Source organism: Selenobaculum gibii (genome assembly GCF_030273445.1).
Classification (GTDB): Bacteria; Bacillota; Negativicutes; order ICN-92133; family ICN-92133; genus Selenobaculum; species Selenobaculum gibii.
This window is the reverse complement of record NZ_CP120678.1, coordinates 2,035,629-2,052,541: the sequence shown is the minus strand read 5'-3', so window position 1 is coordinate 2,052,541 and position 16,913 is coordinate 2,035,629. Positions and strand designations below refer to the sequence as shown.

9 protein-coding genes and 1 pseudogene are annotated in these 16,913 nt (G+C 36.2%); 9 read left to right on the top strand and 1 reads right to left on the bottom strand.

Annotated elements, in window-relative coordinates; genetic code table 11:
* Positions 1-16: 16 nt before the first annotated feature.
* From P3F81_RS09850 to P3F81_RS09820, 7 genes are all read left to right on the top strand, one after another.
* On the top strand, positions 17-1,297 hold the full coding sequence (locus P3F81_RS09850; RefSeq protein WP_309320354.1) for a TolC family protein: 1,281 nt from the start codon (positions 17-19) through the stop codon (positions 1,295-1,297).
* A complete protein-coding gene (locus P3F81_RS09845; RefSeq protein ID WP_147669983.1) occupies positions 1,297-2,391 on the top strand; it encodes an efflux RND transporter periplasmic adaptor subunit in 1,095 nt (364 codons plus the stop codon). Before P3F81_RS09850 ends, P3F81_RS09845 begins: the two co-directional genes overlap by 1 nt.
* A 13-nt stretch (positions 2,392-2,404) precedes the next feature.
* Positions 2,405-3,100 carry an ABC transporter ATP-binding protein gene (locus tag P3F81_RS09840; protein WP_147669982.1) on the top strand — a complete coding sequence of 232 codons (696 nt, stop codon included), beginning with the start codon at positions 2,405-2,407 and terminating at the stop codon, positions 3,098-3,100.
* Positions 3,090-4,307 (top strand): ABC transporter permease, encoded by a 1,218-nt coding sequence (locus P3F81_RS09835; RefSeq protein WP_147669981.1) that lies wholly within the window; start codon positions 3,090-3,092, stop codon positions 4,305-4,307. Before P3F81_RS09840 ends, P3F81_RS09835 begins: the two co-directional genes overlap by 11 nt.
* A gap of 169 nt (positions 4,308-4,476) precedes the next feature.
* Positions 4,477-4,932, top strand: coding sequence for a CBS domain-containing protein (locus tag P3F81_RS09830; RefSeq protein WP_147669980.1), 456 nt, complete (start codon positions 4,477-4,479; stop codon positions 4,930-4,932).
* 212 nt (positions 4,933-5,144) lie between these two features.
* The gene (locus tag P3F81_RS09825) at positions 5,145-5,357 is read left to right on the top strand and encodes an EAL domain-containing protein (protein ID WP_309320353.1); all 213 of its coding nucleotides are present in this window, start codon (positions 5,145-5,147) and stop codon (positions 5,355-5,357) included.
* Between the two features lie 195 nt (positions 5,358-5,552).
* Positions 5,553-6,278 carry a hypothetical protein gene (locus P3F81_RS09820; RefSeq protein WP_147669978.1) on the top strand — a complete coding sequence of 242 codons (726 nt, stop codon included), beginning with the start codon at positions 5,553-5,555 and terminating at the stop codon, positions 6,276-6,278.
* Positions 6,279-6,348: 70 nt separating this feature from the next.
* Here the strand turns inward: P3F81_RS09820 and P3F81_RS09815 are convergent, their stop codons facing one another.
* Positions 6,349-7,140: an SDR family NAD(P)-dependent oxidoreductase gene (locus P3F81_RS09815; RefSeq protein WP_147669977.1), complete on the bottom strand. Its 792-nt coding sequence runs from the start codon at positions 7,138-7,140 to the stop codon at positions 6,349-6,351.
* Positions 7,141-7,601: 461 nt separating this feature from the next.
* Here P3F81_RS09815 and P3F81_RS09810 point away from each other — a divergent pair.
* Positions 7,602-9,317 (top strand): annotated as a pseudogene (locus tag P3F81_RS09810) (ShlB/FhaC/HecB family hemolysin secretion/activation protein).
* Between the two features lie 30 nt (positions 9,318-9,347).
* Positions 9,348-16,913: a hemagglutinin repeat-containing protein gene (locus P3F81_RS09805; RefSeq protein ID WP_309320352.1), complete on the top strand. Its 7,566-nt coding sequence runs from the start codon at positions 9,348-9,350 to the stop codon at positions 16,911-16,913.

The window sequence follows — 16,913 nt, the reverse complement described above, 5'->3', positions numbered from 1 at the left end:
TAAGGGGTGGATTTTTATGAAGGGAAAAATGCGCAAAGTTTTAGCTGCTCTTATTACTACCTATTTAATGAGTAATGCGACAATAACTTTTGCAATGCCATTGACGCTATCTATTGATGAGGCGATTGATATGGCTTTAAAAAATAATTATAATATCAAGATTGCTGAAAAAGACGAAGCAAAAGCTCAGGCAGCATTAAAAAGTGCAAAGTCACAGCAGGATCCATCTGTGAGTGCAAACGTTAGTATGGGGATAACGGATGTGAATGATAATGGTTTTGAGCGAAGCAACAATAACAATATTCGTATGTCTATGCCGCTTTATACAGGTGGAAAAAATGAGTTGAATATTGAAAAAGCAAAAGACTCAATTACAGCGAGTGAACTTGCTCTAATCCGTACGAAAGAAAATACGATGCTTGATACGATAACAGCCTATTACAATGTTTTAGAAGCGGAAAAGATTGTTGCTGTTGATAAGGAAACAGTAGATAATTATCAAGAACATTTGAATGATGTAAAAAATCTTTACCAGGCAGGTAGTACGCCAAAAGTAGATTTATTGAGATCGGAAGTAGAATTAGTAAATGCACAGCAGACATTGCTTAAATCACAAAATTCTTATGATATTGCAGTAAGTAAATTGAAGAATATCATTAAATTTGATAGTGAAGATGCGATTGACTTATTAGATGATGTAGAATATCATGCGGTTGAACGCAATTTATTGGAATGTATTGCTTATGCAAAAGAAAATCGTGTGGATTTAAAAAAATATCAAGTGGCAATAGAGCAGGCACAAAAAGATATTGATATTGCCAAAGGCGATAAAAAACCATCGGTTTCACTTTCCGTAGGTACAGGGTGGAATAAACAAATTTTACCCGATCATGCAAACCATTCATTAACTGCTGCAGTCGAAGCAAGCTGGAATTTATTTGACGGTAATATTACTGCTGCGAAAATTAAGGATGCTGAATTATCTTTGGAACAAGCAGAGCTTGAATATTACAAACAAGCAGATGCGATTGATTTAGAAGTTAGAGAAGCGTATTTAAATATGCAAGAGGCAGAAAAACGTTTTCATACAACAAAAGTAGCAGTTAGTAAGGCAGAAGAAGACTATTTTATTGCGAAAGAAAAATATAAAGCCGGTGCAGGCGTTATATTAGATATTATTGATGCGCAGTTAGCGCTGACTACGGCAAAGACGAACTATATTCAAGCGCAATATGATTATGCATCGTATAAAGCTACGCTTGATAATGTGATGGGTGTTAGCGAGGAGGCGGAATAATGAACAAGAAAACGATGAAATGGGTTGCGGTTGCAGTTATTTTTATTGGATTGGCTGGTGGTGGTTACCTATATTATCAGAGCAAACAAACAACTGGGACTCCGATTGGACAAACGGTAAAAGTAGAGCGTGGTAAAGCTAGTTCTACCGTGTCGGCAACGGGGACAATTAAGCCGGTAAATTCAGTAGAAATCAGTTCTAAGATTACAGCGAGAATCAAAGAAATTCCAGTAAAAGAGAATGATCATGTTAAGCAAAATCAAACGCTCGTTATCCTTGAAGATAAAGAACTCGATACAAAGCTTGATCAAGCACAATATAAAGTAACAAATGCAAAAGCAAAATATGATCGTACTGCTTATTTGCATTCTATTGGTGCAAAATCGGATTCAGAGTTAGAAGATGCTCTTTATGAATATCAAAATGCATTATCTAGCCTTGAAGGGGTGCAATCCAATGTGGATGATACGATTATTGTCTCACCAATTGATGGCTATGTAATTGGTGAACCACTTAGTGTAGGAACTCTAGTGGCACAAGGGGTAAATAATCCTACGGTCATCATGAATATTGTGGATTTATCTACCAAGCAGATTCGTGCGAAAGTAGATGAGACGGATATTGGAAATGTGAAAATTGGGCAGAGTGCTGTGTTTACTGTAGATGCGTATAATGGTAAAACGTTTACTGCAAAAGTAGCAAATATTTCTCAGACGGATGTAAATAAGAGTTGGTCGAGTTCAACGACAACATCTTCAAGTGTTATTTATTATGATGTAACCTTAGATGTAGAAGATCCAGATAATTTACTAAAACCATCGATGACAGCACGGGTGAATATTAATGTAGCTGAAAAAGATCATGTGCTGCTGGTACCGCTTGCCGCATTAAAGACAAATAATGAAGGACAATATGTTGAACGCGTAAATGCAGATGGAACAACGGAAAATGTACAGGTAACGGTAGGAATTTATAGTGATGATAAAGTAGAGATTACCAGCGGATTGGCTGAAGGGGATATGTTGGCTGTTTCTTATACCAAATCAAAAAATAGCAGTTCTAGCAATGGAAATCGTCAGCAGCCGCGGATGTAGGGAGGAGTAAGCGATGACGATAAAACTTTCTGACATTCGAAAAATTTATACGATTGGAGACTCTACTGTTGCTGCACTAGATGGCGTAAACCTTCATATTAGAAAAGGTGAATTTGCAGCGATTATGGGACCTTCTGGCTCAGGAAAATCTACATTGATGAATATATTAGGATGTTTAGATCGACCAACTTCTGGGTCTTATGTTTTGGATAATGAAGAAGTTGCAAAGTTAAATGATGATGATTTAGCAATTACGCGAAACAAAAAAATTGGTTTTGTATTTCAAAATTTTAATTTATTATCGCGAATTAGTGCTTTAGAAAATGTGGCATTGCCCTTAATTTACGCTGGCGTTGATCGGAAAACACGTTTAAATAGAGCGAGAGAATTACTTAATTCTGTTGGTTTAGAAAAACGTATGGATCATCTGCCAAACGAATTATCAGGTGGACAGCGCCAAAGAGTCGCGATTGCAAGAGCTTTGGTCAATGATCCGCGCATTATTATGGCGGATGAACCGACTGGAAACCTCGATACAAAATCGAGTGTTGAAATTATGGGGTTATTTGGTCAGTTGCATAAACAAGGGAAGACGATTATCCTCGTTACCCACGAACCTGACATTGCTGAATATGCTGAGCGTCAATTAATCGTACGTGATGGAAAGCTAGTGCGCGATGAGGTGAAGGGGGCGGAAAGTGATGTTTAGAGAAAGTGTACGCATTGCTTTTCATGCCCTGATCGCAAATAAAATGCGGTCAATCTTAACGATGCTCGGAATTATTATTGGTGTTGGTGCGGTGATTGCGATGGTATCAATAGGAATGGGTGTGCGAGACAATGTACAATCTTCCATCGCAAGTTTAGGTAGTAATATGCTAATCGTATCACCGGGTTCGTCGAATTCCGGTGGTGTCCGTGGTGGTGCTGGCAGTATGATTACGCTAAAAACAGAAGATGCTGACGCAATTCGTGAACATATAAAAAATATTGACTATGTTTCACCAACGGTAAGTAAATCTTATCAGGTCGTGGCGGGAAATCAGAACTGGAATACGAGCGTACAAGGGGTAACTTCAGAGTTCATGTCAATTCGCAATCTGACGGTTGGAAGTGGGACGTTTATCAGTGAACAGGATTTAAACTCTAGAACTCGTGTGGCTGTTATTGGGGCGACGGTAGCTGAAAATTTATTTGGTGAAATGAACCCAACGGGGCAAAATATTCGGATCAATAATACGCCTTATAAAGTGATTGGGGTACTAGATAGTAAGGGGCAGTCTTCGATGGGGCAAGACCAAGATGATATTATCATCGTTCCGTTGACAACTGCGCAAGAAAGATTATTAGGGATAAACTATATTCAATCTATTAATATACAAGTTTCTTCAGCAGAGGCAATTGATCAGGTACAGGCGCAAATTGAGAACCTGCTCCGTCAGCGTCATAAGATTATTGGTGATAAAGAAGATGATTTTACGGTACACAATTTAACGAGTTTGTTAGAAATGATGACGGAAACAACGGGAATGATTACACTTCTATTGGGAAGTATTGCAGCCATTTCACTTTTGGTAGGTGGAATCGGAATTATGAATATTATGATGGTATCTGTGACGGAAAGAACTCGAGAAATAGGAATTCGTAAAGCGCTCGGGGCAACATATCATAATATTATGATGCAGTTTTTGATTGAGTCCGTAGTAATCGGTGTCATTGGAGGATTGATTGGTATTCTTATCGGATGTTTTGTAGCTGTTTTAATCTCTAAATTAGGAGGATTAAACACAACAATTACTCTGGCACCAATTATCATTTCTTTTAGTTTTTCAGTAGGGATTGGATTATTTTTTGGAATTTATCCAGCGAGAAAAGCCGCTTTGCTTGATCCAATTGAAGCCTTACGTTATGAATAATTGTTCAGCGGTTTGTATGAAGTATTATCCTTTGTATGAATCGCTGAATTTTTATTTAGAGGAGGTTTAAAATAGCAGGAACTTTTTAGCGAAAGAGCGAATATTCTGAAACAAGAAGATGTAGATTTGGTTTATTGTTAGTGAACCGATATCTGGGAGGTGCTATTTTATGAAAGTAAAAGATATTATGACGAGAGAGGTTGTCTCCGTTTTACCGGGAGCTTCGATTGAGGAAATTGCGAAAGTTTTAGTAGAAAATAAAATATCGGGTGTTCCGGTAGTTGATGATGTTGGTAATCTTGTTGGGATTGTCAGTGAAGGCGATTTACTACATAAAGAGGTTTCACCACAAGTTCCAGATATAGTGAATATTTTAGGGGCATTTATTTTTTATAATGGTGTTGAACGCTATAATGAAGAAGTAAAGAAATTAATGGCGCGATCAGCAGAGGAAATTATGACAAGTAAAGTAGTAACGATTGAGGAAGATATGGAAGTTAGTAAAGCGTGTCAGCTAATGATGAAGCATCAAATTAAACGCATTCCGGTAATGAAAGGTTGGCAGCTTGTCGGAATTATAAGTCGTGTGGATGTAATCAAGACATTGATAAATAAATCAATTTAGTATACTATAAAAATAGAAATTTTTTAGAAATGTATAGAAGTCTGCTTGCAAAACAAAAGGTTTTTTTAAATGAATAATGAACTTTTAGCGACGAAGCCTTCTATATGAATTTGAGTATACAGTTAAAGAGTATTGCAAAATGCAATGCTCTTTTTGTGTTTTTAAATGAAAAAATTTGTGTCTTGTAATGAAAAATTAATATAAGGAGGAGAGTGAGTGAAACTTCTAGTTTGAATTTATTGAAAGATATACCTATTGATGTATTAAAGCTCGACAAGGGTTTATTTAGGCAAGATAAATCGACGCAAAAAGAACATATTATTCTTGAAAGTATTGTTGATATGGCACATAAGTTAGACATGAAAGTAGTGGCAGAAGGGGTAGAAAACATCTATCAAGTAAATTTTTTAAACATGATTGATTAGTGATATTGTACAAGGCTATTATTATTCAAAGCCAATTGGAAAAACAGCTTTTGAAAAGTTATTATTATACGATAAACAAAATAAAAAACAATAGAATTTGCACTTTGGATAGCCATAAAACACCATTGCGAGATGAATCGCAGTGTGGTTAAATATTTTTAGTGGATGAATTTTGACTTAGATAAGGAGTCCATGATGAAAAAAATTATTTTAGCCTGCTGTCTAATTCTTCTTAGCACATTTCAACCAGTCAATGCATTTAGTTCTGACGGTGGATTTGATTTGCAAGTGTCAAGACCAGAGTTAAAGTTAAAGGCAAATTTCTTAGGTCAAGAGATTGATATTACGGAAAAGGCTGGTGTAATGAAGGGAGATTCCGTTCAAAGTAGTTTATTTATCAATGATAGAGTTCGTCTCTCTTATGCTGATTTTAGTTACGAGGGTCAGAAACAGTTCTTTTCAAAGATAAAATTAAATAATGATTTAACTAGTCAATGGAATTTGACTTATGGTGGGATTGGTTATTTAATGCCGATTGCTAGTCCATTTGGGGTAGATATGCATATGATTTTTGACGTAAAAGGGTATGAGATTCAATCGAATATGCAGGCCCATCTAATGGAAAATGAAGTTTTAAACCAAGAGATTTTTAATTTGCGAGGCATTGCCCCAACACTTGGTTTTGGTGTTACTAAAAATATTCAAGACAAAGTGCAGGTGTATGGTGAGGTTATGGGATTACCTTTAGGTGATTTAGGAACATATTTTGACCTAGACACAGGGATAAAAATTAAGATGAATGATATTGCAATGAATTTAGGCTATCGTTCAGTGCATATTGAAAGCGCATATTATAGTATGAAAAACTTTTTTGATGCGAAATTTCAAGGCCCTTATTTTGGCCTCTCTTATGCTTTTTAGTAAAATAAAAATGCTTATATATAGGCAGAAATTCATGTTAAGGTCGCAAGGAAACTTGTGACCTATTTTATTATGTGGTAAAACCCCCATCTACAGGAAGGTTGACTCCTGTAATATGACTTGCTTTATCCGAAGCTAAAAATAAAACGGCGTTTGCTACTTCAGCTGGGGCGGCAACTCTATTTTGTGGAGATAGAAGGTGATTCGGTAAGACAGGTTCCTTTCCAGAGGCTTTACGATTTTCATTGACACGGTCAATTCCTGCATCAAGCATTGGAGTTTGGATAACTCCCGGGCTTACAGAGTTAACTCGGATTCCTTTAGTTGCGTAATCTAATGCCATACATTTTGTCAGCCCGATTACCGCGTGTTTTGAAGTACCGTACGCGATATTTCCAGGGAAGCCAATCATGCCTGCGATAGAAGCAATATTAACGATTGCACTTTCACTTGTTTGTTTCAACATTTGATTTACTACATAATGTGAACAATAAACCATAGTCATAACATTACAATCAAGAACTTTTTTGAAGGAAGATATATCTTCTATATTATGAATTGCCCCTTTAACACCCAAAACTCCTGCATTGTTTATCAAAACATCAACACGACCATATTTATTGACTGTAAAATCTACTAGGTCTTGGGCATTTTCTTGGATTGTCATGTCAATTGGCAAAAAATCAACAGCAGGATTTAATTTGCGCAGCTTATCACGCGCTTGTTTTCCTATGCCTTCTTTAAGATCGGAAAAAACGATGGATGCGCCTTCTCGAGCAGCCATTTCAGCGATTGAATAACCGATTCCTCCTGCTGCGCCAGTGATGATAAAAACTTTGTCTGCAAATCTTTGTTTCGTCATAAAGCAGCCTCCATAATAAAATTTGTTTAGTCATATCATGTCTTGATTTTTCAGAACTATGTAGGTAGAAAAATATTGTTCATTGATGTGAAAAAGATAAAAAGAATTAATGTAGGAGATAACAAAGTGAGCACTGTATCTTGGGTTGCAAATAATACAGATTATCCCCTAGAGGAGGCTTATAAATCAAGGAACTAAAAAAGCAGTAATATGAATTGTGTAAAAAAAAGTATACAAAAAAGTACAAAAATGTTTATACATAAATATTGAATAATATACAAGAGTCAAAAGAGCAGGAACCTGATTTATTTTCCTGCTCTTTTTCTCTTTTATCTAGTACTTAAGTACCAATTTTGTAAAAATAATAATTATGAAACAAATAATGACATAGTTTTACATTGGTTAGGTGTAAAATGCAATTTGAAAGGAGTTTTTGAAATTGCAAAATAAGGAGTTCACGGATGAAACTTAATCGCCATAGCACCAAATACAGAAAATATTTTAGTAAGATTACACTAGCTAGTCTAATTGTCCTACAAATAAGCACGGGTTACTCTTTGGCAGCGAATATCTCACCGACAGTGAGAGAAGAACAAAACCAACGACTTATTCAAGAAAATTTTGAAAAAGAAGCGCGGCAAAAGCAAAAAGACGTGTTTATGCAAGAAAAAGAAGAGGATAGTGAACAGTTTTCCCTGCCACAAGAAGACATTAGTTTCTATATCAAACAAATCAAACTAGAAGGACAAGAAGCCGCTCAATTTCTCTGGCTAACCAAGCAGCTTACACATTATCAAGAAAAAAACATCGGCATACAAGGTGTACAAAAAATTGCCAAACAACTAGAAAATAGTTTAATTAACCGAGGCTACATCACAACTCGCATCGTTGTACCTGAGCAAGATTTGTCTACCGGAACACTAAGCTTAAGCCTTATTGTTGGGAAAATCAATCAAATCCGCTTTGAAAACCCCGATAGTCAAAAAAATTGGCGAACTGCTTTTCCAACCAGACCGGGAAATATTTTAAACTTACGGCACTTAGAACAAGGGTTAGAGCAACTAAAGCGCATTCAATCTCGTGAAGTGGATATGCAAATCATTCCCGCAGAACAGCTTGGAATGAGTGATATCGTAATCACAGCAAAACAAACAACCCCAATCAGCCTAAGTACTAATATTGGAGATTACGGAAGTGAAGCAACAGGAAAACTACAAATGTACAATACCTTAAAAATAGACAATCTATTTAACGCTAACGACATTTTAACCGTAAACATCAATGACGACGCAGAAAAGAAAGGCGATAACAAAGGTACTCACGGAGAAGGCTTTAACTACTCCGTTCCTTATGGAAACTGGACATACACCTTCTCAAAAAATAACTATCAATATCACCAGACCATAATAAGCAATATAGATCACCTTACTTTCTCAGGATCAAGTGAAGAATACAAATTTCAAACAGAAAAACTTATTTCCCGTAACCAAACGAGCAAGACTTACTTAGAAATGGGAATTCAACATAAAAAAAGCCGCAGCTATCTACAAGATGCGGAAATTTTAGTACAACGAAAAGACACAACAGCGTTAAATCTTGGTCTTTACCATAGAAGATACATCAACCAAGACATTCTAGACTTAAACCTATCCTATAAACGAGGCGTTCCCTGGTTAAATGCACAAGAAGACTTAGCCGAAAAAAACAACCAGCTTCCAACCACCCACTACAACCTATGGAACTTTGATGCTACCTACATAAAGCCAATCTCCATCGGGAAAAAACAACTCCAATAGCGATTCACCTTTAGCGGGCAATATACGAAAGACTACCTCTATGCAGTTGACTGCATGAGTATAGGAAACAGATACACAGTACGAGGCTTTGACGGAGAAGAAACACTAATCGGCGAAAAAGGCTTCTACCTACAAAACGAACTAAGTATTCCAATTCAAGATAAACACCAACTATTTATTGGAATAGACTATGGGCGCGTGACTGGACCGTCAACCAAAGAATACACCAATAAATATCTATTAGGAGCAGTAGCTGGACTACGAGGGCAACTCATAAAAAACATGCAATACGAAGTTTTTGTCGGTTGGCCGCTAAAACATCCAGAAGAAATAAATGCATCAAACCAAACCTATGGATTTCAAGTCATGTACAAATTCTAATTCCCTTCAAGGACGAGGAGAGTAAAAATAATGGAAAATCAGTATAACACAGCAAAAAGATTTAGATACAAAATAATAAGCTATATTACCCTTATCATCTATCTACTTCAACCAATCACCATACTACTAGCGAATCCACAAACAACTGTAGCACCGAATGGTGTAGAAATTGTAGAAATCAATGCACCCAATCAAAATGGGCTATCCCATAATCAATACGATCAATTTAACGTAAAAGAAAACGGACTTATCTTTAACAACTCAGGTGCAATTGCAAACACAACCCTTGCAGGCTATATTCTAGGCAATCCAAATATAGGGACAAATCCAGCAAGGGTTATTCTAAATGAAGTCATGGGTACGCAGCCAAGCTACTTAAATGGATATATGGAGATTGCCGGAAAGAAAGCTGAACTTATCATTGCCAATCCAAATGGAATTGTTGGCAATGGATTCGGCTTTATCAATGTATCAAAAGCAACGCTTACCACAGGAACGCCAACCTTCGGCAATCAAGGAACATTAGACGGATTTAATGTAAACACTGGAACAATCTCTATACAAGGGCAAGGACTCAATGCAAAAGAAATTGATCGCGTCGACTTACTTGCCAAAGCGGTAGAAGTCAATGCTGGCATATGGGCAAAGCAGCTCAATGTAGTAACAGGAGATAATGTAGTAGACACTGACCTAAATATTCAATCCACAAAACAAAATGAAAATAGCGGTGTAGCACTAGATGTAGGCATTTTAGGCGGAATGTATGCAGATAAAATAAAACTTATCGGCACACAAAACGGTGTAGGTGTAAATAGCAAAGGCACAATTGTCGCAACAGACAGCCTTAAACTGAATCAACAAGGAAAAATCTTTTTAGAAGGAACAACACTCGCGAATCAAGAGCTAGATGTTTTAACGCAAGATGAACTAGAAAACCAAGGACAACTCTATACAAATGGAAACCTATCCATTCAAAGCGAAACAATTACAAATAAAAATTTAATTGCAGCGAAGCAAGATGCAAAACTAAACTCAAATACAATAACCTCTACAGGCATTTTAGGCGCAGGCATCAATGAAGATAAAACGTTGGCTAAAACAGGTAGCCTAGAAATAAAAGCGGCTGCAATTGCGCTTAAAAAGGCCAAAACCTATGCGGGCAAAGATATTACTATACAGGCAAATCAATCCATAGAAAATGACAACAGTACAATTTTAGCAAATGATACAACTACGCTAATAGCAAAAGAAAATATAAACAACACGCAAAATAGCCAGATTGTCAGCGGTAAGACAATGCTTCTTCAAGCAGGAAATACAATTGAAAACAATCAAAGCAGCCTATTTAGCGCAGGAGACATTACACTTCAAACAGATAATGACTTAATTAACAAAAGCGGAACAATTGAAGCACAAAAAAAATTAACAACAAAGGCAAAACAACTTCTTAACGATGAACAAAGTAAAATCATCAGCATAGAAGGAGCGCTTGGAGCCAATGCGCAAACAATCCAAAATCAAGGACTTATTGGCAGTAATCAAACGGTAACTTTATCCGCAGCAGATATTGCCAATCAAGCTGGGAAGATTATCTCACAAACAGAAATCAACCTTCAAGCACAAAATACACTCAATAACAACAATGGCAATATTCAAACGCAAAAAATAAGTACAATTCAAGTAAAAGATTTACAAAATGCAAATGGACATATTGAGGCAGGGCAAGGAATTAATCTTCATACCAATTCGATGCAGGGAAATGGAATCATCCAAGCAGAACAATTTATAAACGTTGATGTCAATGGAGACTATACAAACAGCCAAGACAGTAGCCTAAAATCTAATGGAACCCTAAATGTTAAAGCAACAGGCAATATTGTTAACCAAGGAATGATGAATGCTGTAAACCAAATTGGAATCAATGGAAACGGACTTAATAATGCAGGAACAATTACAGCAAACGAAAAAATTGAAATAAAAACCTTAGATACCTTTAATAATGATGGAAGAATAGATAGTAACCAAATTTCGCTAGATAGTAATATAGTTCATAACAAAGGTACTGTCATAGGAGAAAATCTAACAGTAAATACAAACGACTTAACCAATACGGGAAGCCAAGCAATTTTAGCTACAACACAAGATGCAAACTTATATGTAAAAAATGCTTTAGATAATCAAGATCATGCGACCATTTATAGTTTAGGTAATATTAAAATTGCGGCAAATGAAACTGGTGATATGGCAAATCAGATTTTAAACCAATCGGCAACGATTGAAGCTGGAGAAAATATTGACCTTAGTGCTAAAGAGATTATCAATAAACGCACTGAATTTGAAATGGGCGAAAAGGTAACAGTTGAGTGTGAAGAAATAAAAAAACAAAATCCGTTTACAGGGAAGACGAGAATAGAGAAAATACCAAAAGAAAAAGAAGAGACTGTGTCAAAGGTTTCTACGAGGAATGGGTATACAAGAATTTATAGAAAATATATAGAGACAAAAAAGAGTACAACGATAGAAAAAGATTCAGGAATAGCAACTATTCAAGCAGGAAAAGATTTAAAAATTCAAACGGATTTATTGACAAACTATGTAAGTAGAATTCTTGCTAATCGTCATTTAGCAATTGCAAGCAATCAACTAAATAATATTGCGGTAGATTATAAGATTACAACCGTTAAAGATGGCGACCTTATGGAATATAATTATGCATACTATGCATCGCCTTCAGGGGGCGATGGTGGTGGTTCAAATCCACATACGGTAGAGACAACAAAGAAAATAGGTGATTACCATGAAGAAATCGTTGAACTTATTCCTGGCTACGATTCAACGATTAGTGGCAATCAATCTGTAGAAATCAATACGATAGGACTAAATAATACGAGCACAACGAAGACTGAAAATATATTAGAAAATGCGACCGTAATAAAAAATACTCAAAACACTATCGAAGATAAGAATGCTACAATAAAGGAAGATGATAGCTTTGTATTACCAGAGAATGGGCTTTACCATATTAGTAAAACACCGACAAGTAAATACCTAGTAGAGACTGATACTAGGTTTACAAAGTATAAAAATTTTATCTCTAGTGACTATCTTTTATCAAGAATTGCTTACCCATCAGATAAAGTGCAAAAGAGACTTGGAGATGGATTTTATGAGCAAGAATTAGTAAAAAAACAATTGTGTCAAAAAATTGGCAGTAATCTTTTAACTGGATATACAGATGGAGAAGAACAATTTAAACAACTTCTTGAAAATGCTGCAAATGTTACTGAATCATTACAATTAAAAATCGGAATAAGCTTAACTCCGGAACAAATCAACGCATTAACAGAAAATATTGTTTGGCTCGAAGAAAAAGAAATTGACGGTGAAAAGGTATTAGTTCCAGTCGTATATCTAGCGAACTCAAATCAAGCGGTGCTAAAAGAAAACGGTGCAATTATTTCCGGTGGAAGTGTAAAAGTAGATGCCTTGGAAAATGTTTCAAATCAAGGACATATACAAGCAAATCAGAATCTTGATTTAAACGTAAAAAATATCTCCAATCAAGGTGGAACAATACAAGCAGGGAATCAATTAAATATAACGGCACAAGAAAATGTTTTAAATCAAAATGCACAAATTTTAGGTAAAAATATTACATTAAATGCAGGACAAGATATAAAAAATGAGCTGATAACCAGTACAATTTCCTATGGAGATACTGGTAAAAAAGTATTCATGAATCAACAGGCTGAAATTTCAGCAACAGAAAACTTAAAAATAGATGCCAATAGAGATTTTGTCAACAATGGAAGTAAAGCTTCTGGAAAAGACATTACAATAGATGCTGGAAGAAATGTAGATATCGGAACAAGTATAAGCGAAAAGAAAACGGATACCTGGGATAAATCACATAAAATTCATGAAGAAAAAATAAATACAATAAGCCAAATCAATGCAAGTGGCAATCTTGCAATCAATGCCCAACATGATATTGATATAAAAGGCAGTACTCTTACCGCCAAGGAAGATATTTCTCTTACAAGCGGCAATAATCTCAATATAACAAGCGAAGTAGATACAATTTATGATAAAGATAAATTAGCTAATGGACATTTTAAACGAAAAGAAACAGAAACGACACAAAATAAAAATATACTTTCTAGCCTTAATGCAGGAGAAAATATTACGCTAAACAGTAATCATGATATGAATCTACAAGGCGCACAAGTTATAGCACAAAATAAAATTGATGTATCTGCCAAAGGCAATATCACCTTAGAAAATGTAAAAGACGAAATAGAAACAAAAGAATATAAAAGAATCAGTGGTGGTTGGGCAAAAACCAATACAGATAACGAAACCGTCATTGGAACAAATTTAGCTGCAAACGGCGATATCTCTATCAAAGCAGACGGAGATAACAGTAAGATTCAAATCACAAGCAGTCAAGTCACAAGTCAAAATGGTGAAATCAACGTAGAAGCAGCAAAAGATATAACGATTGATTCGGCTACCGAAAAACATGAACGAGAATATATTTCACACCAAAAGAAAAGTGGAGCATTTTCAAGTAAAACAACAGATATTTATGACTATCAAAGACTTGATGCAGTTGTAGGCAGTGATTTATCAGGAGAGAAAATAAAAATTAAATCAGGAAATGACCTTACGCTGCAAGCGGGGACAATCGTTGCAACAAATGAAGTAAATTTACAAGCAAAAAATGATATACAAATTACGAGTGCAACGCAGACAAGTACAAGCGAATACATTAAAGAAGTAAGAAAATCAGGCATCTTTGGTGGCGGTGGATTAGGAATTACCATAGGTAAGCAAAAACAAAAAGACGGCTATGCGAACCAAAATAACGAACAAATTGGCAGTACAATTGGGAGTTTAGATAATAACGTTACGATAGAAACTGGTGAAGGAGTAAAAATAACCGCCAGTGAAGTAATCGCAGGTAAAGATATTAATATCACAGGTAAAAATGTAACGATAGAAAATGCCAACAATACATATAATGCACAAGAAAAACACGAATTTAAACAAAGTGGACTCACAGTATCGCTAGGCGGTCAAACAATTGAAACGGCACAATCTATTGCAGCTTCATTAAAACGAGCAGACCAAGTAGAAGATGAACGCCTAAAACAGCTTTATCAATACAAAGCCTATGAAACACTAAAAGAAAATAAAGGTGCTTTAGAAGACATAAAAAATATTGACAATCCGAAAAGCTCGAACCTACAGCTCAACGTCAGCCTAGGAACAAGCAAAGCCGAAAGCAGCTACCAAAGTGATACAAAGGTTAATCAAGGCAGTACAATTCACGCAACCGGTGACGTAAACATCAAAGCCACCGAAAAAGATATCACCGTCAAAGGCAGTGAAATTACTGGCGAAAACGTAAATCTAGACGCTAAAGAAAATATCAATGTCATTGCCGGAGAAAATAAAAACGTAGGCAAAGGAGATAACTCCAGTAGCTCCGCAAGCATCGGTGTAAGCATAGGATTTATCGGAATAAGTGGAATCAATGCAGGCTATAACAAAGCTAACGGCGAAGTAAAAGAAAACGCCGAAATCCATGTAGCAAGCACAATCACAGCCCAAGACACACTCACCACAAAATCCGGACAAGACACCAACATCATAGGCAGCAAACTTGAAGGCAACACCGTAAAAATGGAAGTTGGTAAAGACTTAAATATCGAAAGCCTACAAGATAAAGAAACCTATGATGAAAAGAACAGTAGCAGTGGTTTTAACTTTAGTGCAGACATAAAAGCAAATGCAGATACAGGGAAAAACCAATTTCAAAATGGAGGACTCACCGGCGGTACAAATAAAGGCAAGACAAACTCCACCTACGAAAGCGTAACCGACCAAGCCGGCATTTATGCAGGCAAAGGTGGCTTCGATATTGAAGTTGGCAAAAATACTGACTTAAAAGGTGCAGTCATTGCAAGTGAAGCGGATGCGAGTAAAAATAAACTTAGCACGGATACGCTGACTTATTCTGATATAGAAAATAGGGCGGAATATGAATCAAGTAGTAGTGGAATTAATGTAAATACAAAACCAAATGCAAAAGATAAAGACAAAGGAATTACGCCTAATATCGGAGTAACTTCAAGTGATGAAGCAGATTCCACAACAAAATCCGCAATAGCAGAAGGAACAATAGAAATCAGAAGTAATCCAGACCAAGATTTAACTGGGCTAAGTAGAGATACTCAAAATTCACTAAATACATTAGAAAAAATCTTTGACAGAAAAACTGTTGCCGAACAACAAGAACTCGCACAACTATTTGGACAAGTAGCATTTAAAGCCATAGGCGACTTAGGACTCAAAGAAGGTAGTCCAGAAAAAGCAGCATTAGATATAGTATTCGGTGGAATTATGTCCAAAGTAGGCGGAGGAAAATTTGCTGAAGGAGCAGCCAGTGCAGGACTTACCCAACTAGTAATGAACGAACTAAAAAATATAAAAGACCCAGCATTACTCCAATGGGCAACAGCCATCGTAGGAGCGGCTGCCGCAAAAGTAGTCGGAGGAAAAGCTCAAACTGGTGCAAGTGTAGCGGTCAGTGAAGTAAAAAATAATTGGCTAGGGCATGAACAATATGATTTTGCTAATGAATTAGCGAAAGCATTGGATAGTAAAGATGAAGATTATAAGAGAGATGTTTTAGCTAGATACTATGCGCAAAGCAATTATAATGCACAACATGGATTAACTGGTGAAGGTGATGATGAAAGAATAACAGAAAGCCTTTATCCAGTAATAGATTGTTTAGTTGGAGCAGATGAAAAAGAATGGTTAAAGGGAGGTCTAAATTATACACTAGATAAAATTATCAATAGAGATCCAGAAATGTTCCGATTAGCAAATGAATACAGGAATCAATTAGAACAAAATGGGGCTTTTAGTGGAGGTAATTATAGTAAAAAGAACTTAGATGATATAAATTGGCTTTACAGTTATAATGACAATTATAAACAATGGAGAATAGATCCAGAAACAGGAGTGCCACATCCAGATGATTTAGAAGAGTATTATCGTGATCAAGCAGAAAAGCAATCTATATCTGATAACCTATCAAGTAAAGTTTCGATGGTAATAGGAGTTCCTAAGGTAGGAGTCAGTATACAGTTAGGCCCACAAACAGCAAGAGAAATATCTCAATTATATGCGACACAATCCGAAAGAATGGTGGCACAAGCAGCAGCACAGGTAGAAAAAAGTAGTGGGTGGAAAGATGCCGCAGGTAATTCCAAATGGCCAACTAATGATGGATTTGTAGGAACCCCTAAAAATGTAACGCTTCAACCTGGTGCGAGAATAGATCGGTACGGAGAAAAAACTGGATTTTTTGTAGCGGCGGAAGGAACGCCTTATTCACAGAGAGCTTTATCACCAAATACAAATCTTGAAAGTTATCATGTTTATGAGGTTGTGAAGCCAATGGATGCGTTAGGAGGGGAGATAGCGCCATGGTTTGGTGAAATAGGAGGCGGAATCCAATTTAAATTTGCTCAAAGAATAGAAACCTTATTAGATTTGGGTTACATAAAGGAGATAAAATAA